Below are 19,481 nucleotides of genomic sequence, written 5' to 3'. Positions count from 1 at the left end.
GGCGGGTCAGCTGAGGACGATCATGGATCCCTGGCCGAGGCTCCGCGTCGCCGCCGCGTGGAGCCCCAGCCACACATGGCGCTCCCGGGCGAACGGGCTGTCGTCGTACGCGATGGGTCCCGCCGGTTCCTCCAGCGAGGTCGGCCGCTCCGGCGGCAGCGGCGGGGCCGGCGGGTTGGCCGGGTCGATCCCGATCGCCGGCGCGACGAACTGCAGCTCGCGCAGCAGCCCCTGCGAGGACCCGAGCGGGCCGCCGCCCTCCAGGAGCTCGTCGTTGGAGAGCGGAGCCGGGAAGTCCACGGGGACGTACGCACCGGCGTGGTCGTAGTGCCAGACGAGGTGGGACTGCTGCGCGGTCGCCTCGAACATCTCCAGGAGCTGTTCGTAGTCCCCGCCCAGTTCGCCGACGGGCTCGACCGGGAGGCCGCAGATCTGCAGCAGATAGGCGCGGCGGAGGAAGTGGAGGGCGTCGTAGTCGAATCCGGCGACCGGCGCCACGTCGCCGGAGAGCCCCGGCATGTAGGCGAACACGGGGACGGTGGGCAGCCCTGACGCGGTGAGGGCCGCGTCGTAGACGGCGATCTCTTCGGCGAAGGGGTTGTCGGGGCTGTGGCACAGCACGTCGACAAGGGGGACCAGCCACAGGTCACAGGCCAAGGGAGGCTCGCTCTCCGTCAGTTGCAGGGACGGCCAGGGTAATCGGCGCCGGGCACGTCGCACACCCGCTGGTGACCTGCCCGCCGACGCCCCCGGTCAACCCGCCCGGCCGCGGACGCGCTCCGGCGGACGACCGGTCAGCGGCCCGCCTGGCGGTCCAGGCGGTCCGCCCACTCCAGCGACTGCGCGTTGTACGCCCGTACGACCGCGACCGCCGCCTCCGCGTCCCCCAGGGTGATCGCGTCGACGAGGTCCACGTGTCCGCTCCACAGCCAGCCGGGCCGGTCCTCGTCGGAGCGCAGGTAGGGAACGGAGAACACCCAGGACTGGACCCGCAGCCGGTGCAGGAAGTCGGCGATGTAGTCGTTCGCGGAGACCAGCCGGCCCAGCTCGCGCCAGTAGCGGATGTCGTAGCCGATGAGGACGTCCAGGTCGCCGGCGCGGGCCGCGCGGGCCGCCGCCTCGCCCCGGCGCCGCACGGAGACGAGGGCGACGCCGATGCCGACGTCGGGAACGGCGGCCGTGAACGGGGCCGGGGCGGGGGCGTGGCGGCGGAAGATGCCGTCGACGACGAGCATGCGGGCCTCGACCATGCCGCGGTAGTCGTCGACCGAGAACTGGTGGACTCGGAACCCGCGGTGCTGGTCGGAGTCGAGGAGACCCTGCGCGGACAGGTCGACCAGGGCCTCTCGCACCGGAGTCGCCGAGACTCCGTACTGCTCGGCGATCTGTTTGACCGTGAACTCCTGGCCGGGCTGCAGACGCCCTGCGAGGACTTCGTCACGGAGCGCGTCCGCGATCTGCCGCCGCAGGGTGTTGCGGGTGACAGCTCCGCTCGCGGCCATGATCGTCGGCCCCCTCCGTCCGGCTTCGGACACCCTAGACCAGAGGGAGGGGGACCCCGTCCGTCAGACGGTGTGCTCGTCCGCCACGCTGAGGGCCGCGTCCAGGGCGGCGAGCCCCTCCTTCGCCTCGGCCTCGGAGACGTTGCAGGCGGGGACGGCGTGCGTGCGGTTCATGTTGACGAAGGGCCACAGGCCGTTCTTCTTGGCCGCCGCTCCGAAGGCCGCCATGGGGGCGTTGGCCTCGCCCGTCGCGTTGTACGGGACGAGGGGCTCGCGCGTCTCCCTGTTCCTGACGAGGTCGAGCGCCCAGAAGACGCCCAGGCCGCGCACCTCGCCGACGGACGGGTGGCGCTCGGCGAGCTCGCGCAGGCCGGGGCCGAGGACGGTCTCCCCGATGTGGGCGGCGTGCTCGACGACCTTCTCGTCCTCCATCACCTGGAGGGTCGCGACGGCGGCGGCGCAGGCGAGCGGGTGCCCGGAGTAGGTGAGTCCGCCCGGGTAGGGCCGCTTGTCGAACGTCGCGGCGATCTCGGCGCTGATCGCGACGCCGCCGAGGGGTACGTAACCGGAGTTCACGCCCTTGGCGAAGGTCAGCAGGTCGGGCACGACGTCGAAGTGATCGGCGGCGAACCACGCGCCGGTGCGGCCGAAGCCGGCCATGACCTCGTCCAGGACGAAGACGATGCCGTACCTGTCGCAGATCGCGCGGACGCCCGCGAGGTAGCCGGGCGGCGGGGTCATGATGCCGGCGGTGCCGGGGACGGTCTCCAGGATGATCGCCGCGATGGTGGCCGGGCCCTCGAAGGCGATGGTGTCCTCGAGGTGGGCGAGGGCGCGCTCGCACTCCTGGGCCTCGGTCTCGGCGTAGAACGGCGAGCGGTAGAGGAACGGCGCCCAGAAGCGGACGACGCCCGACGAGCCGGTGTCGGAGGCCCAGCGGCGCGGGTCGCCGGTGAGGTTGATCGCGGTGGAGGTCGCGCCGTGGTACGAGCGGAAGGCCGAGAGCACCTTGTGGCGGCCCGTGTGCAGACGGGCCATCCGGACGGCGTTCTCGACGGCCTCGGCGCCGCCGTTGGTGAAGAAGATCTTGTCCAGGTCGCCAGGGGTGCGCTCGGCGATGAGGCGTGCGGCCTCCGAGCGGACGTCGATGGCGAAGGCGGGCGCGAAGGTGGTGAGCTTCGCGGCCTGCTCCTGGATCGCGGCGACGACCCGGGGGTGCTGGTAGCCGATGTTGGTGTAGACGAGGCCGCTGGTGAAGTCGAGGTAGCGGTTTCCGTCGTAGTCCCAGAAGTACGAACCCTCGGCGCCGGCGACGGCGAGCGGATCGATCAGGCCCTGGGCGGACCAGGAGTGGAACACGTGCGCACGGTCGGCGGCCTTCACGGCCGCGCCGGCCTGGGGGTCGGGTTCGACATGAGGGGTCATGGGCCCAGGGTAAGGAAGCGCTGGTCGGAGCGGCCATGACCATCTTGTCCACCGAGACCGACCGGGACGCGACACCTTGTGAGGGGGCGCGGGGAGGCGGCGACCGGAGGGGCGCGGGGACGGGTCCGGCGCGGCCCGGCCCGAGCACATTGACAGAAGGCTGTCATTATGACAGCCTTCTGTCATAAGGCACGGTACCGACTTCCGCAGGAGGCCCGAGATGCCCCGCACCGTCCACCTCGCCGTCTACGACACCCTCGCCGACTGGGAGACGGGCCACGCCACGGCCTGGCTCGCCCGCACCGGCCACGAGATCCGCACCGTCGGCCCCTCCACCGAGCCGGTCACCACCCTCGGCGGTCTGCGCGTCACCCCGGACCTGGCGCTCGACGACCTGCGGCCGGAGGACAGCGCGCTGCTGATCCTCCCGGGCGCCGACCTCTGGGACACCGGCGACGCCCTCGCCCCCTTCGCGGCCAAGGCCCGCGCGCTCCTCGACTCCGGTACACCGGTCGCGGCGATCTGCGGCGCCACCGCCGGCCTCGCCCGCGAGGGACTCCTCGACGACCGCGCCCATACGAGCGCCGTCTCCTTCTACCTCGCGGCCACCGGCTACCGGGGCGCCGCGCACTACGTCGACACGGACGCCGTGACCGACAAGGGCGGCGACGGCGCCGGCGACCTGATCACGGCCGGGCCCACCGAACCGGTGGCGTTCGCCCGCGAAGTCCTGGGGATGATGGGCGCGTTCGGCGGCGGGAGGCTCGACGCGTGGTACCGCCTCTTCCACGACTCGGACCCCGCCGCCTACGAGACGCTCACCGCGGAGCAGCCGTGAGCCGGGAGCAGCAGGACGCGCTGTCGCGGACCGCGCTCGGGGTGTTCCGGCTGAACGGCCAGTTCCTCGCCGTATCGGAGAGGCTGGCCGAGCCGGCCGGCCTCACGGCGGCCTGGTGGCAGGTCCTGGGAGCGGTGCTCCCGGAGCCGCTGCCGGTCGCCGGGATCGCCCGGACCATGGGCATCACGCGACAGAGCGTGCAGCGGATCGCGGACCTGCTGGTGGGCCGGGGACTCGCGGCGTACGAGCCGAACCCGGCCCACCGCCGGGCCAAGCTCCTGGCCCCGACGCCCGAGGGCCGGGAGGCGATCCGCCGTATCGACCCGGGGCACGCGGAGCTGGCCGCCCTGCTCTCGCGCGAACTGGGTGGCCAGGACGCCTTCGCGGAGACGGTACGGGTGCTGGACCGGCTGTCGGCGGCGCTGGAGGCGGTCAGCGCGAGCCGCCCGCCCCTTCCTCCGGAGGGGGCAGAGCCGACGCCACGTACGCCATCGCCCGGGTGAACTCCGGGTCGGTCAGCCGCCGCGCCATCTCCTCCTCGTCGACGTCCTCGATGTGGGTCTGGATCCACCACAGGTTTCCGAACGGGTCGCGGACCCGGCCGACCTTGTCGCCGAAGAAGAGGTGCGTCACCTCGGTGACCGAGGTCCCGCCCGCTTCGACGGCCCGTCGGTGGACCGCCTCCGCGTCCTCCACGTACAGCCGTACGAAGGCGGGTGTCGGGCCCCAGCCCGGCGGGCTGTCGAAGGCCATGAGCCGGCCGTTCCCGATGCGCAGTTCGGCGTGCCCGATCGATCCGTCCTCCAGGACGAACCGGCCCAGCTCCTCGGCGTCGAAGGCGCGCCGCAGATAGTCGATGAGCCCGGCGGTGTCGTCGGTGATGACCCACGGGGTGATGGTGGTGTAGCCGTCCGGGACGGCCTTGGTCTCGGTCATGTCCCCGACGTTAGGCGGGCAATAGGTCAGCTCCTGACCTCTTGGCCACCCGATCCGAAGGCGGATCCGGAGACGGGAGGAGGAGGGGGCGGGTGATCCGCTCCCTCCTCCTCGCCACACCCCCGTGCGGCCGGGCGGGCCGCAGGCGCGGGGCGTCAGCAGTACAGGTTCGCGCCCGTCGGCACGCCCAGGATCTGGGTGATCTGCTGGTACTTGCTCACCCGGCTCTGGACCTGCGCGGGGTTCTTGCCGTCGCACTCCAGCGCGCCGTTGATGGAGCGGATCGTCTGGCCGAATCCGGCGCCGTTGACCATCGCCTGATGGCCGGTCATCGTGCCCGGGCCGTTCTGGGTGTTCCAGTACCAGAGGCCGGTCTTCCAGGCGACGGCCGACTCGCGCTCGACGCGGTACGGGTTGTTGAGCAGGTCGATGCCGAGGGCGTCACCCGCGGCCTTGTAGTTGAAGTTCCAGGAGAGCTGGATGGGTCCGCGGCCGTAGTACGCGGCCTGGCCGGCGGGGCAGCCGTAGGGCTGGTTGCGGTCGCAGTAGTGCGGGTAGTTGGCGGTGTTCTGCTCGACGATGTGGACCAGGCCACCGGTCTCGTGGTTGACGTTGGCGAGGAAGGCGGCGGCCTCCTGCCGCTTCACGGTGTCGCTGCCGGTGTTGGAGAAGCCGGGGTAGGCGCTGAGGGCGGCCGTCAGGCCGCTGTACGTGTAGAAGGAGTTCCGGTTCGGGAACATCTGGTTGAACTGGGCCTCGCTGACGACGAATCCGGAGGTCGGAGGCGGGGTCGTACCGCCGCCGCAGGCGCCCTCGTCGCGCCAGACGTCGGAGGTGCCGGGGCGTTCGTTCTGGGTCCACCACTTGGCGTACCAGTTGCGACCGTTGTAGGAGGCGGTCATGCCGCCGGTGTAGACGCTGGAGGAGTTCCAGCCGGCCACGCAGGCGGGGGCCGCGCCTGCCGACGCGGCGGGGAGGAAGACGGCCAGTCCGACGGCCGTACAGAGAGCGGACACGAGTATGAGCAGGCGTCGCAGCATGCGCTCGTCCTTCCGTGGGGGAAGGCCCAGCGAACCCGCTTTGGTCTGGACCTGTCAAGGTCTAGACCAACATTCGTGACACTCGTGCCGCGGCTTCTCACCGCTGGAGCACGCGCTCCAACAGGCCGGTCAGCAGCGTCCGTTCGGCCGGGGACAGCGGCTCCATCAGCTCGTCCTGGATTCCGGCGAGGACCCGGTCGAGGCGCCGGAGGTGCTCACCGCCGCACGCGGTCAGCGTGACGACGTTGCGTCGGCGGTCGTCGGGGTCGGGGGTGCGCTCGACATGGCCGCGCTCGGCGAGCTCGTTGATGACCGCGACGAGGTCGCTGCGGTAGATGCCGGTGCGACGGCTCAGGCCGGCCTGGCTGGTCGCCCCGAACTCGTCCAGCGAGACGAGCACCGTGTAGTGCCACTTACGGGCGTCCTGCTCGGCCAGACCGGCACAGACCAGGCGGTCCGCCCGCGCGGCGGTCAACGCGAGGAGACGGCTCGGCAGCGCGCGGAGCCGGGCGGGGGTCCGCCGCTCGTCCTCGCCGGGGGCGCCGTCCGCGGCGTCGGGGTTCATGCCCGCAGATTACCCCTGGCGTTAGGGGGCCGAACGATGGATCGGACGGCGGGAAGTCCCAGGAGGAGACCTCGCCCCACGACCCCTTGAACGAGTTCGAAACCACGGTCCGCGTGCGGGGAGAGGACTGTTAGGCTCCGGCTCACCTGCGGTGGGGGCACGGCAGGGCAGTCCGGGGAGGGATCAGTGGTTCGTCATACCCTGACGCGGGGCGCGTTCGCCGCCGCGATGGGCATCGCGCTGACGATCGGCGGCGCGCTGCCGTCGGCGACGGTCGCGCGAGCGGAAGAGGCACCGTCCGCGGGGCCGGGAGCGCCCGCCGCCGCGGCAACGGACACGACCGAAGAGGTCGTCGTCCCGGCGGCCTTCAAGACCACGCCGCGCGGCGGAACGCCGTACCTGGCGGAACGGTCCCGCTACCGCGAAGCCGACGCGGCGGGCACAGAAGGCGTGTTCCACACCGAGGAGGGCCTGGCGGGCACTCAGTGGACGCGTTACGCGGACGGGAAGACCGTCCCGGTCACGCTGCCCGACACGCCGTGGACAGCCGTCCAGGGGACCGGCTCCGACGTGCTCGCCTATCTGCGCGCGGGCGAGGTGGAACTCCGTCACGCCGACGGCACCGTGCGGACCGTCGCCCTCCCGGACGGGCTGGACGGGGGCGTCCGGGTCTTCGGTTCCACGGTCGTCGCCCACAAGATGGTCGCCAAGCCGGACGGCACCGGGCGGACCGCCACGGAGACGCACCTGCTCTCCGTGCGCCCCGACGGGACGACCCTGGACCTGCCCGTCACCGACGCGGCGGGCGACGGCTTCCTCGGAGTCCCCTACGACGCCGACGACACCCACGTCCTCATGACGACGTACGCTCCGGGCCAGGCCGTCCAGCCGGCCCTCGTCTCCAAGGAGACGGGCCGCGTCACCCGGATCGGAGCACCGCTGCCCACCGGGGCCTACCCGATGGCGCTCTCGCCCCGCCACGTCGCCCTGCGATCCGCCGACGGCACCGTCCTGCTCCTCCCGCGCTCCGACCTCGCCGCGCCGCCCGTCCCGGTGGACCTCGGCCCCGCCCTGGCCGAGTCCCAGCAGGTCGCCGTGGTCGGCGAGCAGCTCGTCTACCGCGACACCCTGGGTAAGGTCTACCGACAGCCGATCGCCGGAGGCGCAGCCGTCGAACTCGTCGCACGGTCCACACAGGCCCTTTCGACGGGGCCCGACGGCACCGCCGTGGTCATCGGCGGCAGCGGCTCGACCGACTGGGGAGTGCGCCGCATCACGGCCGACGCCGAGGGCAGGCCCGTCGCGGCCCTGGTGAAGAGGTTCACGCCGCTCACCGCGCACATCCGGGGCATCGCCATCACGCAGGGCCGGCTGGCCGTCGTCGACGACAGCGCTTCCGCCGCAGGGAAGGCCGGCGCACACGTCCGCACGGTGAGCGCGGCCGGAATCGGCGAGCGCGCCCGCTTCGCGGGGCAGTTGCCCGCCTGTGCCGCGGACGACACGGCCTGTGCCCGCCTCATCGGCCTCGGCGACGGGCGCTTCGCGCGCTTCTCGGCTCACGACCAGGCCTTCGACACCTACGCGGTCGCCGGGCCGGGCCGAAGCACCGTGGCCACCGGGGAGAAGGGCAGCCTCCTCACCGACGCGTCACCCCACCAGCTCCTGCACACCATCCCCGGCCCCACCGGCGAGAACGCCGTCACCGACCTGACCGCGAACACGCTCCGGAAATACCCCCCGGGAGCCACCGCTCTGCACGGCTCCGCCAACTGGGCGGCCTCCACCACCGACAAGGGCACCGTCGTCCGGCGATTCGTGCTGGACGCCGACGCGATAGCCTCCTACCCGGGCATCCTTCCCTGCGTCGCGCAGGAGCTCCAGGTGGTCGGCCGCTGGATGTACTGGCTGTGCGGACCGAACGGTCCGGCGGGCGTCCGCGACATGTGGACGGGCGCGTCGCGCCCCGTCCCGTCCGGCGAGGCCCTGCTGGGCGACGGTTACGTCGTCACCCACGACAAGACCGCCGGAAAGCTCGTCCTCACCGGCGTCGACTCGTCCCGGACCGTCAGCCGGGTCATCGGCGACCTGCCGGACACCGGCGTCTCCCAGCGCCACATCCGCTGGACCGTGGACCGCTTCGGCGGCGGGGCGGCGTACGTCGACGCCGCCGAGCGGGTCCGTCTCGTCCCGGCGGGCATCGCCACCCAGCCGTTGTCGGTCGTCGACGGAAGGGGCGCCGACGCGGTCGACGCCACCGCCGCCGCCCCGATGCTCACCACGCTCACCCTCAGCAAGCCCGTCGCGTCGTGGAACCTCAGCATCCGGCACAACGCCACCGGCGAGGTCACCGCCCTCGCGGCCGGCGGGGAGGCCCGCGAACGCATCGACATCCGGTGGAACGGCCGGGACGCCGCCGAGAACCCGATGCGGAACGGGGCGTACACCTGGACGTTCACCGCCCGGCCCGTCGACGGCGTGGGCGCCGACTTCTCGACGAGCGGCCACACGGTCCTGCGCAACGCCACTCCCACCGCCTCCGAGACCTTCACGGGCGTCACTCCGGTGCGCGTCATGGACACCCGGACCGGTCTCGGTGTCACGAAGGCCAAGATCGGCGCCCGGGGCACCGCCACCCTGACCATCGGGGGCAAGGGCGGCGTGCCGGCCACGGGGGTCACCGCCGTCGTCATGAACGTGACCGCGACGAACACCACCGCGTCCACCTACATCACCGCGTACCCGTACGGCACCACCCGGACGAGCGCCTCCCATCTCAACGTGCCGGCCGGCCGGACCGTACCGAACCTGGTCGTCGTGCCGGTCAGGGACGGCAAGGTCACCTTCTACAACCACGCGGGGACCGCGGACCTCGTCGCCGACGTCCAGGGGTACTACACCCCGGATTCCGGCGACCTCTTCCGCCCCCTGACGCCCGCGCGGCTCCTCGACACCCGCAGCGGCCTCGGCGCGGCGAAGGGCAAGCTGCCGGGCCACCGCACCCTGGCGCTCACCGTCGAAGGCAGGGGCGGCGTGCCCGCCGGGGCGCGGTCGGTGGTCCTGAACGTGACCGCCGCCGGCCCGACGTCCTCGACCGTCGTGTCGGTGGTGCCGCAGGACCACACGGTCGACTGGTGGGGACCGTCACTGCTGAACACGACGGCGGGCCGCACGGTGTCGAACGTGGTCGTCGCCCCCGTGGTCAACGGCAAGGTCTACCTCTACAACCACGCCGGCGCGGTCGACCTGATCGCCGACGTGCAGGGCTACTACACGGACGCCGCCCACGGTTCGCGGTTCGAGCCGCTGGCCCCCTCCCGGGTCCTGGACACCCGCGCCGGGACCGGGGCGGCCAAGGCCAAGGTCGGTCCCGGGGGGACCGTCCAGCTCACGGTCGCCGGCAAGGCCGGGGTCTCGGCGGTCGACGTCACGGCCGTCGTGCTCAACGTGACCGCGACCAACACCACGGCGTCCACGTTCATCACCGCGTACCCCTACGGCACCACCCGCACCAGCGCGTCGAACGTCAACGTGCCGGCCGGGGAGACCGTGTCCAATCTGGTGGTCGTTCCCGTCGTGGACGGCAAGGTCACCTTCTCCAACCATGCGGGGAGCGTCGACCTCGTCGCCGACGTCCAGGGGTACTTCGCCCGGTGACCCGGGCCCGGGCCGGAGGGCGCACGCGTCGTCCGGCCCGGTGTCCCGGCCCCGGGTCACCGGAGGCTTAGAGCGCGGTCGGAGGCGCGGGGGGGTCTCAGACCAGGAGCACCAGGCGGCCGGGGCGGTGGCCCGCCTCGACGCGGCGGTGGGCCTCGGCCGCGAGTTCCAGGGGCATCACGTCCGCCACCCGGGTGATCAGGCCGCGGGAGGCCACGAGTTCCAGGATCTCCTTCAGCCGGGGCGCGTCCGGCGCCCCGTGGACCGCCGTCACCGAGATGCCCCGCTCCGCGGTCGGCATCCGTTCGGGCGAGGCCGAGATGAAGACGCCGCCGTCCTTCAGGACCGGCAGCACCGGTGCGCCGATCAGGGCCGCGTCGAAGACGCCGTCCACCCGGTCGGGGGCGGCCTCCAGCAGCTGGGCGAGCACGTCCTGAGGCTCCCCGCGGCGGACGATGTGGTCGGCGCCGAGGACCCGCAGCTCGGCCTCGTCGCCCTCGTTCGCGACCACGAGCACCCGGTAACCGGCGGCGGCCGCGTGCTGCACCGCGAACCGGCCGACCACCCCGCCCGCGCCCGTGACGAGCACGATCGAGCCGGTGGGGAGCCGCAGCATGTCGACGGCCTGCTGGGCGGTGAGCGCGGAGAGCGGCACCGAGGCCGCGGTGGTGAAGTCGACCTCGTCGGGCACCGGGGCCAGCCAGGCCGGTTCGACCTGGATGATCTCGGCGTAGCTGCCCGCGCCGGTGCGCTCCTCCGCCCAGGGCACGAAACCGGCCACACGGGTCCCGACCGGCATGCCGGGGGCGGGGTCCATCAGGGTGCCCGCGAAGTCGGAGCCCAGGACGAACGGTGGCGTGAGGTCGCCCAGGCCCGCGGCGTACTGGCCGGCGCGGATCCGCAGGTCCGCCTGGTGCACCCCGGCGGCCTTCACCCGCACCCGTACCCGCCCCGGGGCGTCGGCGACCTCCGGCTCGGGCCGGCGGGCGATCTGCAGCACCTCGGGACCGCCGTAGGCGGTCACTTCGACGACACGCATGGGGTTCCTCTCCGACGGGGCCCCCTCGTGGCCATTACACCCACGCCCCCGGCCCCCAGCAACATCAGTGCCGCCACCTGAAGGAAGGGAGAACTCCTGATGGCGACCCGCGACACCGCCCCCGGCCTCGCACACGCGTCCGTACCGTCGCGGGCATGGAGTGGATAACCGCCGAGAACGTCGTCGCCGTGGTCACCGCCCTCATCGGTGTCCTCGTCTCGGCGGGTGTCGTGGCCTACGAACGCTTCATGCAGCGGGGCAGGCGGCTCGGCTACCGCGTCCAGCTCAACACGCCCCTGCGCGACGGCGACCAGACCGTGGGGGACATGACCGTCCGGGTCGGCGAGGTCGGCGGCACCGACGGCTCCACGCTCGTCCTGCTCCGGATCGAGAACGACGGCCTGCGCGACATCCACCACGCGGACTACGAGCGGTCCGACGGCTTCGAGGGGCTGCGGGTCACCTTCGACGACAAGACCGTGCAGGCCGTCGTCGCCACCGTCCCCCAGCCCTTCGAGCGGGTCCGGCGCCACCTGGAGGCGGAGCCGCGGCTGCGCAAGGAGGGCAACGCGGTCCTGATGCCCAAGGTGTCCCTCGGCCGCAAGCAGTACTTCAAGCTGCTGGTCCTGCTCTCCGGACGGGTGGACCTGGACGAGATCGAGCTGACCGGCACGCTCCGGGAGACCGACATCCACCGCAACCACAGCAGGAGCGTCGACGACCGGACGCCGACGTTCAGCCCGGCGGCCCGCAACATCGCCCTCGTCCTCGCCGCCTGCGTGGTCACCCTCGCCACGATCATCGTCCGCAACGAGACCCCGCCGCCGATCGGCTGCGCCCGGGGCACGCTCACGGTCACCGGCTCGACGGCGTTCGCCCCCGTGGTGCGGGAGGTGGCGAAGGAGTACGAGAAGGACTGCGAGGGCGCCACCGTCCTGGTCGACGCGCACGGCTCGACGGCGGGCATCCGGGAGCTGGCGGCGGCCGGGGCCGCGAGCGGCAAGCGCTCCCCCGCCGTCGTCGCGCTCTCCGACGGGCGGGGGCCCGGCGGCTATCCGCAGCTGCGGGAGAACAGGGTCGCCGTCTCCCTCTTCACCCTCGTCGTCCACGACGGGACGGCCGTCGACAACCTGTCGATCGAGGACGTCCGCCGCCTCTACCGGGGCGAGATCACCGACTGGAGCCGGCTGGACGGGGGCTCCAGCCGGCGGGTCCTGCTGGTCAGCAGGGACGCCAACTCCGGTACGCGCGAGGTCTTCCAGCGCCGGGTGCTGGGCCGCAACGAGCCCGCGAACTCCTCGCGCGACTGCGCGACCTCGGACGACCCGGAGGCGAAGGTCCTGCGCTGCGAACTCGACAGCACCGAGCAGGTGCTGGCGACCGTGGCCCGGCTCCCCGGCGCCATCGGATACACCGAACTCCGCGCCTCCGACGGCCGAAAGGGCCTGCACCGGGTCGCCATCGACGGCCGCGTCCCCGACGTGGAGGAGATCGGCGCGTCGACGTACCCGTACCGGGAGATCGAGTACGCGTACACCTGGGGGCAGCCGGCCGCCGACTCGCTGACCTCGAGCTTCCTCGCCTATCTGAGCCGCGGCGGCGGCCAGGACGTCGTCCGCGCCCACGGCCACCTGCCGTGCGCGACGCCTCAGGGCCTGCGGGTCTGCGGGGAAGGCTGAGCGGCGGGGCGAGAACCGGTGGGGGGCCGTCTGGCATCCTCTGTCGACGTGGATCCATTGAACCCGGAAGACCCCGCCGGCATCGGCCCGTTCCGTCTGCTCGGCCGCCTGGGCGTCGGCGGGATGGGGCGGGTGTTCCTGGCGCGCTCGTCCGGCGGCCGCACGGTCGCGGTGAAGGTCGTGCACGCGGAGCTGGCCGCGCAGGAGGAGTTCCGGCGCCGGTTCGCCCGTGAGGTCGCCGCCCTGGAGCGGGTCGGCGGGACCGGGACGACACCCGTGCTGGCGTCGGACACGACGGCCGAATCGCCGTGGGTGGCCGTCGGCTACGTCCCCGGGCCGTCGCTGCGGGCCGTGGTGGCCGAGGAGTTCGGGCCGCTTCCGGCCGCGACCGTGCGCACCCTCGCCGCCGGGCTCGCCCGGGGCCTCACCCACGTCCACGACGCGGGCCTCGTCCACCGCGACCTCAAGCCGTCCAACGTCCTGCTCACCGTCGACGGCCCGCAGATCATCGACTTCGGCATCGCCCGCGCCGTCGAGACGGTCACCGACGGCGGCCTGACCAGCACCGGCGCGGTGGTCGGCTCGCCCGGCTTCATGTCACCGGAGCAGGTCAGGGGCGAGAAGCTGACCCCGGCATCGGACGTCTTCTGCCTCGGCTCGGTCCTCGTCTACGCGGCGACGGGGCACTCCCCGTTCGGTACGGCGGACAGCGGCGTCCACGCCACGATGTTCCGCATCGCCCACGACGAGCCCGACCTGACCGGCCTCCCGGCCGAACTGGCCGGCCTGGTCCGCTCCTGCCTCGCCAAGGACCCGGCCGAGCGGCCCTCGGCCGCCGAGCTGGTGGAGACGGTCGACGTCGTCGACCCGTGGCTGCCGGCGGAGGTGCTCGCCCGCCTCGGACGGCACGCCGCCCGGGTCCTGGAGGTGGAGGCCGTCACCGCGGGCGGCGGCACGGAGGGCAGCACATCCGGGGCCTGCCCATCCGCCGACCGCACCTCGGGAGACGGCCGGGGGACGACCGGGGCCGGGCCCGGCGACCCGACGCCTCCTCCCGCCCCGAGGGGGCCCGAGCGGCGGCGGCGCGGCCGCCTGATCGCCGCGGGCACGGCCCTCGCCGTCGCCGCGGCGGCGACGGTGACCTACGTCGTCTGGCCGGGCCGGGACACCGGTGGGGACGGGCGGAAGAACCCCACCGGCGGGCAGTCCGGTGACGCGTCGGCCCGCCCGGCGGGGATCGTGCCGGCGGCGTTCCTGGGCGCCTGGGAGGGGGTCCAGCGCGGTTCGGCCGACCACCCCCGCGAGACCGCCCGGATCGAGATCGGCCAGGGGGCCGCGGGCTCCAAGATCGCCGTCTACGTCCAGGTCGGCGAGGAGCGCCTGTGCATGGGCCGTTCGCGGCTCGTCTCCGCCGACGAGGACAAGGTCGTCCTCGGCGAGTCCGACGTCACCACGAGCGTCCCCGACCAGCGGTGCACCCCCGCCGCGCACCAGACCCTGACGCTGCGCTCCCCCGACGTCGTGGAGTGGTCGTCCGGCACGGTGAAGGCCACCTTCCGCAAGGCCCGCACCGGCACGGACATCGTGCCGGAGCGACTCGTGGGCCGGTGGAAGATGGAGAACGACCCGCTGATCTACGGCGAGAACCGCGACCGCTACAGCGACGAGGTGACCGTCACCCAGGGCCCCGTCGGCGCCACCGTCTTCCGCCGCGTCCACGTCTATCCCCGCCTCGACGACGAGGGCAACCCGAGGCCCGACTCGGTCAGCTGCACCTTCACCTCGATCCTCGCCGGCTCCGGCACGCCCCTGATCATCGGCCCCGGCACCACCGTGGCCGACGCCTCGGACAGCGACTGCGAGGACGCCGGGACCGCCGGCTATCTGACCGTGGACCGCTTCAAGGGCCGGGACCGCCTGCTGGTTTTCCCGATGCTGGACGGCGAGCCGGGCGAGTACTACCGCGGCTAGGGGTGTGGCCGGGTGGGGTCCGGTGCCGTGCGTCGCAGGGGCGGAAGCCCGCCTCCGTGCGGAGGCGGGCGCTCCCGGCCGGTCGTCAGGCGCCGAGGAGTTCCAGGACCGCCCGGACGGAGTCGAGGACGGGCTGGCCGATCGCCCCGGCCGTGGCGGCGATGCCCGCGACGGTCATGAGGGCGCGGCGCCGGTCCTCCGGCGGCGCGTCCGCCGCGGGGGCGGCGAGGACCGGGAGCGTCTCGTCGATGGAGTGCGCGGTCGCGGGCGGGACGGCGGCCCGCAGCTCCTGGAGGAGCTGGAGCAACTCCCGTACGGCGGCTTCGAGCGCGGGCGAGGAGGCCTGCGCGCCGACCGTTCCCGACTGGTGGTTGACCATGCCGGTGTTGTTCGTCCCGCCGTGCATGTTGACGGTGTTGCCGTAGTAGTAGTTGCTCTCGCTCATGCGCCGGCCATCCCTACGTTGCCCGTTCCGCCGTACATGTTGACGTTGTCGCCGAAGTAGTAGTTGCTGGGGCTGATCGTCAGCGTCTCCACCCGTACCTGGAACTCCGTCTCCGGGTTCTCGATGGCGTGCGCGATGGAGTGCACGAGCCTGCGCAGGTGCTCGGGGTCCTTGGCGGTGACCAGCGCGGTCGACGGGCCGGACGTCTCGACGGCCAGGACGAAGTGGGACTGCGCGGTCAGGACGGTGACCATCTCCACGAGGGAGTAGACCAGGGCCGCGGCGGCGAGGAGCCAGACCCAGGTGAGGACGGATTCGGCGGTCTCCTGGCTGCCCATCGTCGCCAGCCCGCCGAGAAGGGTGAGGACGAGCGCCAACGCGAGCGTGAGCGCCACTCGCTTCACGAACCGCACGACGGCTTCCTTGCGGCGCGGGTGCAGGGTGAAGGTGTAGACGCGGGCGATGTTCTGGAGCGGATAGGCCGCCCCGCCCACCCATAACAGCCGCTTGCTGATGACGATGTCGATGCCGTTCGTCCACGGCTCCGGTCCGGCGGCGGGCGCGTGCGCCGGCGGAGGCGGCGACGACGGCTGTGGGGGCGTCGCCGCCCCGATCGTGTGATCCATGATTCCCCCTCGTCGGTGAAGCCCCATTAAGGCCCCGGCGCCCCCGCGATCACAAGTTGAATTCGCGCCTCAAGGGCGCTGACCTGCGGGCTCGTTGATGCCGGGCACCACGGGGGGCGCCTGTCCGGACGGGCGAGGGCCCGCACCCCCGGGTACGGGGTGCGGGCCCTCGGCGCGCGGTGTGCGCGGGTGCGGCCGGAGGCCGCGGGTGCCGCTACAGGAACGAGTTGATCTCGATCGTCTCGGTGCGGCCGGGGCCGACGCCGATCGCGGAGATCGGGGCGCCCGACATCTCCTCCAGGGCCTTCACGTACGCCTGCGCGTTCTTCGGCAGGTCGGCGAAGGTCTTGGCCTTGGTGATGTCCTCGGACCAGCCCGGCAGCATTTCGTAGACCGGCTTCGCGTGGTGGAAGTCGGTCTGCGAGTACGGCAGCTCCTCGACGCGCTTCCCGTCGATCTCGTACGCGACGCAGACCGGGATCTGCTCCCAGCCCGTCAGCACGTCGAGCTTGGTGAGGAAGAAGTCGGTCAGGCCGTTGACGCGGGTGGCGTACCGGGCGATGACCGCGTCGAACCAGCCGCAGCGACGGTCACGGCCGGTGGTGACACCGCGCTCGCCGCCGATGCGGCGCAGCGCCTCGCCGTCCTCGTCGAACAGCTCCGTCGGGAACGGGCCGGCGCCGACGCGGGTGGTGTACGCCTTGAGGATGCCGATGACCCGGCTGATCTTCGTCGGGCCCACGCCGGCGCCGGTGCACGCGCCGCCCGCGGTCGGGTTCGAGGAGGTGACGAAGGGGTACGTGCCGTGGTCGACGTCCAGGAGGGTGCCCTGGCCGCCCTCGAAGAGCACGACCTTGTCGTCGTCCAGCGCCTGGTTCAGGATCAGGGTGGTGTCGGCGACGTACGGCCGGATCTGCTCCGCGTACTGGAGCATCTCCTCGACGATCTGCGCGGCGTCGATGGCGCGGCGGTTGTAGAGCTTGGCGAGGAGCTGGTTCTTCCCCTCGAGCGCCGCCTCGACCTTCTGGACGAGGATCGACTCGTCGTAGAGGTCCTGGACCCGGATGCCGACGCGGTTGATCTTGTCGGCGTAGGTCGGGCCGATGCCCCGGCCGGTGGTGCCGATCTTGCGCTTCCCGAGGAAGCGTTCCGTCACCTTGTCGAGGGTGACGTTGTACGGCGTGATGAGATGCGCGTTACCACTGATGAGGAGCTTGGACGTATCGACGCCACGTTCGTTCAGCCCGCTCAGCTCGGAGAGCAGGACCGCCGGGTCGACGACGACACCGTTTCCGATCACCGGGGTGCACCCCGGGGAGAGGATTCCGGAAGGGAGAAGATGCAGCGCGTACTTCTGGTCGCCTACGACGACGGTGTGGCCGGCATTGTTGCCGCCCTGGTAACGCACCACATAGTCAACGGATCCACCGAGGAGGTCGGTGGCCTTTCCCTTGCCCTCGTCACCCCACTGAGCACCGAGCAGCACAAGTGCGGGCACAGGCGTACACCCCTTCCGGGCGGGGCATGTCAAGGTCAGCGGGCGTCCGCCGCCTCACCGGTGTGCCCCGGAATAGACGAAGCCCCTGGCGCAATAGCGCAAGGGGCTCTTGCACAAAGATGCTACCCGAGGAAGGACCGAGGTGTCGGCTCACGACCAGCTGCTGGTGGTCATCGACCCGGTCGCCCGCCGGAATGACGGCGAGTCCGTACGGATCGCGAAAGATGTGCTGTGTGCGGGAGCGGAGGCGAAGATCTGCCTTCCGGACAGCCCGGAGGAATTCTCCCGGGCCCTGGCGCGGCGCGGATCGCGCCGCCCCGTGGTGGTGGGTGACGACCGCGCCCTGCTACGCACGGTGACCTTGCTGCACCGGGAGCGTGAGCTCGCCGACGGGGAGCTGTCGTTCGTTCCGATCGGCGCTCCGGGTTCCCTCGAAGTCACGCACGCCCTCGGCGTGCCGCAGAGCGCGGTGGCCGCCGCCCGCGCGGTCCTGGACGGGGCGGTACGGCGCCTGGACCTGCTGGTCGACGACAGCGACGGGGTGGTCCTCGGCGACCTGTGCGTCCCGGCGGCGGCGGGTGGTCCCGCGGGCGTCGTGCCGCCCACCGTCTGGGGCACCTGCCGCTCGCTGGTCCGCACCCTGGTCGGGCCGGCCCCCGCGCCGGCGGTGGTCCGCACCCACCGGCTCCGGGTGGAGGCGGACGGGGTGCTGCTCAGCGATGTGAGCGCGCCGGTGGAGGGGGTGACGGTCCGCTCCCTCGGCGGTATGGCGGATGTCACGCTCCTCCTGCCGTCGGCGCCCTCGTTCCACACGACCGCCCGGGTGCTCACGGTCTCGGGTCCGGACTTCCGCTACCGCGCCGACTCGGTGGTGGCGGGACCCGTACGACGCCGGACCTGGACGGTCCTGCCGGGGGCGTGGGGGCTGACGCTGCCGAAGGAGGCGCGGAAGCCGCAGAACGCCCGGAGCTGACTCGGGACAGGGCCGGGGCGGGGCCGGGGGCGGGGCGGGCCCGTGCGGGGCCCGTCCGGCGCCTCCCCGGCCCGTCGACTGCCCGGCCCGCCCGCTCACACCTCCACGAGCAGCTCGTCGAAGCCGCGGATCACGTAGCCGGGCTTCCAGCGGGGTTCCGCCGCGAGCCGGAGGCCCGGGGCGCGGCGCAGCAGCTCGCCGAAGACCGCCGACAGTTCGAGCCGGGCGAGCGGGGCGCCCAGGCAGTAGTGGATCCCGGCGCCGAAGGTGAGGTGCGGGTTGTCGGCGCGGGAGAGGTCGAGGACGTCCGCCGTCGGGCCGAAGCGGGCCGGGTCGCGGTTGGCCGAGCCGAAGAGGAGGGCGACCTCCGAGCCGCGCGGGATGACCCGGCCACCGATCTCGATGTCGTCGAGGACCCAGCGCTCGAACATCTGGAGCGGGGTGTCGTACCGCAGAAGTTCTTCCACAGCTGTGGACAACTTTCCGGGTTCCGGACGGACGTCCTCGCGCAGCAGCGTCCACCAGCCGTTGACCGTGGTGTTCACGGTGGCCTCGTGGCCGGCGTTCAGAAGCAGCACACAGGTGGAGATCATCTCCTGTTCCGTGAGGTCCTCGACCCCGATGAGCGCGGAGATCAGGTCCTCCCCCGGAGTCTTCCGGCGCCGCCGGATCAGCTCCCGCAGATAGTCGGAGAACTCGATCGAGGCCCGTACCGCCCGGTCCGCAGTCTCCGGGGACGGGTTCAGCTCGAACATCCCGCAGATGTCGGCCGACCAGGGGCGGAGCCGGTTCCGCTCCTCGTCCTCCTCCGGGATGCCCAGCATCTCGGCGATGACCGCGACCGGCAGCGGCTCCGCCACCTCGGCGAGCAGGTCCCCGCCGCCCCGGGAGACGAGCCCCGCCACCAGGTCCGCGGCCAGCCGCCCCACCATCGGCGCCAGGTTCTCCACCGTCCTCGGGGTGAACGCCTTGGAGACCAGCCGCCGGATCCGCGTGTGGTCCTGCCCCTCCAGGTCGAGAAGTCCCTGGTCGTTGAGGGTGTGGAACGGCTCGTGCGCGGCCGGGGGCGCCTCGCGGCCGAACTCCTCGTGGGTGAAGCGGTGGGTGTACGTCCGGCCGAGGCGCCGGTCCCGCAGCAGCGCCGACACGTCCGCGTAGTGGGGGATCAGCCACTGCCGGGTCGGCTCGAACCAGTGGGCCCGGCCGCGGGCCCGCAGCTCGGTGTAGGCGGGGTAGGGATCGGCGACGAACTCGGGCGACCACGGGTCGAAGGCAACGTCCATGACCGGA

At 72.6% G+C, this 19,481-nt stretch carries 17 protein-coding genes; 6 read left to right on the top strand and 11 right to left on the bottom strand.

The window, feature by feature from the left end:
• Positions 1-6: 6 nt before the first annotated feature.
• The 3 genes from ACFZBD_RS16460 to ACFZBD_RS16450 all read right to left on the bottom strand — a co-directional run bounded on the left by ACFZBD_RS16460 (position 7) and on the right by ACFZBD_RS16450 (position 2,927).
• Positions 7-657 carry a hypothetical protein gene (locus ACFZBD_RS16460; protein WP_391140191.1) on the bottom strand — a complete coding sequence of 217 codons (651 nt, stop codon included), beginning with the start codon at positions 655-657 and terminating at the stop codon, positions 7-9.
• A 137-nt stretch (positions 658-794) separates the two neighbouring features.
• Positions 795-1,502, bottom strand: a complete 708-nt coding sequence (locus ACFZBD_RS16455) for a GntR family transcriptional regulator (protein ID WP_391140189.1) — start codon at positions 1,500-1,502, stop codon at positions 795-797.
• Between the two features lie 63 nt (positions 1,503-1,565).
• Positions 1,566-2,927 carry an aminotransferase class III-fold pyridoxal phosphate-dependent enzyme gene (locus ACFZBD_RS16450; RefSeq protein WP_391140188.1) on the bottom strand — a complete coding sequence of 454 codons (1,362 nt, stop codon included), beginning with the start codon at positions 2,925-2,927 and terminating at the stop codon, positions 1,566-1,568.
• A 220-nt stretch (positions 2,928-3,147) separates the two neighbouring features.
• Between ACFZBD_RS16450 and ACFZBD_RS16445 the strand changes: the two genes are divergently transcribed.
• The gene (locus ACFZBD_RS16445; protein WP_391140186.1) at positions 3,148-3,765 is read left to right on the top strand and encodes a DJ-1/PfpI family protein; all 618 of its coding nucleotides are present in this window, start codon (positions 3,148-3,150) and stop codon (positions 3,763-3,765) included.
• On the top strand, positions 3,762-4,268 hold the full coding sequence (locus tag ACFZBD_RS16440; protein ID WP_391140184.1) for a MarR family transcriptional regulator: 507 nt from the start codon (positions 3,762-3,764) through the stop codon (positions 4,266-4,268). The genes ACFZBD_RS16445 and ACFZBD_RS16440 overlap by 4 nt, the downstream gene beginning before the upstream one ends.
• Here the strand turns inward: ACFZBD_RS16440 and ACFZBD_RS16435 are convergent.
• From ACFZBD_RS16435 to ACFZBD_RS16425, 3 genes are all read right to left on the bottom strand, one after another.
• A complete protein-coding gene (locus ACFZBD_RS16435) occupies positions 4,198-4,701 on the bottom strand; it encodes a VOC family protein (protein ID WP_391140183.1) in 504 nt (167 codons plus the stop codon). The genes ACFZBD_RS16440 and ACFZBD_RS16435 overlap by 71 nt on opposite strands.
• Positions 4,702-4,856: 155 nt before the next feature.
• Entirely contained in the window at positions 4,857-5,741 is an 885-nt protein-coding gene (locus ACFZBD_RS16430) for a glycoside hydrolase family 19 protein (RefSeq protein ID WP_391140181.1), read from the bottom strand.
• A 97-nt stretch (positions 5,742-5,838) separates the two neighbouring features.
• The gene (locus ACFZBD_RS16425) at positions 5,839-6,306 is read right to left on the bottom strand and encodes a MarR family transcriptional regulator (protein ID WP_391140180.1); all 468 of its coding nucleotides are present in this window, start codon (positions 6,304-6,306) and stop codon (positions 5,839-5,841) included.
• 186 nt (positions 6,307-6,492) lie between these two features.
• On the opposite strand from ACFZBD_RS16425, the gene ACFZBD_RS16420 reads away from it, so the two are divergent.
• Complete coding sequence (locus tag ACFZBD_RS16420) at positions 6,493-9,960, top strand: hypothetical protein (protein ID WP_391140179.1); 3,468 nt, start codon at positions 6,493-6,495, stop codon at positions 9,958-9,960.
• Between the two features lie 97 nt (positions 9,961-10,057).
• On the opposite strand, the gene ACFZBD_RS16415 is transcribed toward ACFZBD_RS16420, so the two are convergent.
• Complete coding sequence (locus tag ACFZBD_RS16415; protein WP_391140178.1) at positions 10,058-10,999, bottom strand: zinc-binding dehydrogenase; 942 nt, start codon at positions 10,997-10,999, stop codon at positions 10,058-10,060.
• Positions 11,000-11,154: 155 nt separating this feature from the next.
• On the opposite strand from ACFZBD_RS16415, the gene ACFZBD_RS16410 reads away from it, so the two are divergent.
• Positions 11,155-12,678 (top strand): substrate-binding domain-containing protein, encoded by a 1,524-nt coding sequence (locus ACFZBD_RS16410; protein ID WP_391140177.1) that lies wholly within the window; start codon positions 11,155-11,157, stop codon positions 12,676-12,678.
• A gap of 48 nt (positions 12,679-12,726) precedes the next feature.
• On the top strand, positions 12,727-14,649 hold the full coding sequence (locus ACFZBD_RS16405) for a protein kinase (protein WP_391140176.1): 1,923 nt from the start codon (positions 12,727-12,729) through the stop codon (positions 14,647-14,649).
• 85 nt (positions 14,650-14,734) lie between these two features.
• Here ACFZBD_RS16405 and ACFZBD_RS16400 read toward each other — a convergent pair whose 3' ends face one another.
• The 3 genes from ACFZBD_RS16400 to ACFZBD_RS16390 all read right to left on the bottom strand — a co-directional run bounded on the left by ACFZBD_RS16400 (position 14,735) and on the right by ACFZBD_RS16390 (position 17,218).
• Positions 14,735-15,094, bottom strand: a complete 360-nt coding sequence (locus ACFZBD_RS16400; RefSeq protein ID WP_391140175.1) for a hypothetical protein — start codon at positions 15,092-15,094, stop codon at positions 14,735-14,737.
• On the bottom strand, positions 15,091-15,720 hold the full coding sequence (locus ACFZBD_RS16395; protein ID WP_391140174.1) for a DUF6232 family protein: 630 nt from the start codon (positions 15,718-15,720) through the stop codon (positions 15,091-15,093). The genes ACFZBD_RS16400 and ACFZBD_RS16395 overlap by 4 nt, the downstream gene beginning before the upstream one ends.
• 214 nt (positions 15,721-15,934) lie before the next feature.
• Entirely contained in the window at positions 15,935-17,218 is a 1,284-nt protein-coding gene (locus ACFZBD_RS16390) for an adenylosuccinate synthase (RefSeq protein ID WP_391140173.1), read from the bottom strand.
• Positions 17,219-17,360: 142 nt separating this feature from the next.
• On the opposite strand from ACFZBD_RS16390, the gene ACFZBD_RS16385 reads away from it, so the two are divergent.
• Complete coding sequence (locus tag ACFZBD_RS16385; RefSeq protein ID WP_391140172.1) at positions 17,361-18,191, top strand: diacylglycerol kinase; 831 nt, start codon at positions 17,361-17,363, stop codon at positions 18,189-18,191.
• A 95-nt stretch (positions 18,192-18,286) separates the two neighbouring features.
• Here the strand turns inward: ACFZBD_RS16385 and ACFZBD_RS16380 are convergent, their stop codons facing one another.
• Complete coding sequence (locus tag ACFZBD_RS16380) at positions 18,287-19,474, bottom strand: cytochrome P450 (RefSeq protein WP_391140171.1); 1,188 nt, start codon at positions 19,472-19,474, stop codon at positions 18,287-18,289.
• Between the last annotated feature and the right edge of the window lie 7 nt (positions 19,475-19,481).

This window comes from Streptomyces sp. NPDC008121 (assembly GCF_042957155.1).
GTDB lineage: Bacteria > Actinomycetota > Actinomycetes > Streptomycetales > Streptomycetaceae > Streptomyces.
This window is presented reverse-complemented; position numbering and strand designations above follow the sequence as displayed.

Excerpts from the sequence above, each read along its gene's own strand:
- ACFZBD_RS16455 (WP_391140189.1), bottom strand. The coding sequence starts at position 1,502 with ATGGCCGCGAGCGGAGCTGTCACCCGCAACACCCTGCGGCGGCAGATC.
- ACFZBD_RS16450 (WP_391140188.1), bottom strand. The coding sequence starts at position 2,927 with ATGACCCCTCATGTCGAACCCGACCCCCAGGCCGGCGCGGCCGTGAAG.
- ACFZBD_RS16445 (WP_391140186.1), top strand. The coding sequence starts at position 3,148 with ATGCCCCGCACCGTCCACCTCGCCGTCTACGACACCCTCGCCGACTGG.
- ACFZBD_RS16435 (WP_391140183.1), bottom strand. The coding sequence starts at position 4,701 with ATGACCGAGACCAAGGCCGTCCCGGACGGCTACACCACCATCACCCCG.
- ACFZBD_RS16430 (WP_391140181.1), bottom strand. The coding sequence starts at position 5,741 with ATGCTGCGACGCCTGCTCATACTCGTGTCCGCTCTCTGTACGGCCGTC.
- ACFZBD_RS16425 (WP_391140180.1), bottom strand. The coding sequence starts at position 6,306 with ATGAACCCCGACGCCGCGGACGGCGCCCCCGGCGAGGACGAGCGGCGG.
- ACFZBD_RS16415 (WP_391140178.1), bottom strand. The coding sequence starts at position 10,999 with ATGCGTGTCGTCGAAGTGACCGCCTACGGCGGTCCCGAGGTGCTGCAG.
- ACFZBD_RS16410 (WP_391140177.1), top strand. The coding sequence starts at position 11,155 with ATGGAGTGGATAACCGCCGAGAACGTCGTCGCCGTGGTCACCGCCCTC.
- ACFZBD_RS16400 (WP_391140175.1), bottom strand. The coding sequence starts at position 15,094 with ATGAGCGAGAGCAACTACTACTACGGCAACACCGTCAACATGCACGGC.
- ACFZBD_RS16395 (WP_391140174.1), bottom strand. The coding sequence starts at position 15,720 with ATGGATCACACGATCGGGGCGGCGACGCCCCCACAGCCGTCGTCGCCG.
- ACFZBD_RS16380 (WP_391140171.1), bottom strand. The coding sequence starts at position 19,474 with ATGGACGTTGCCTTCGACCCGTGGTCGCCCGAGTTCGTCGCCGATCCC.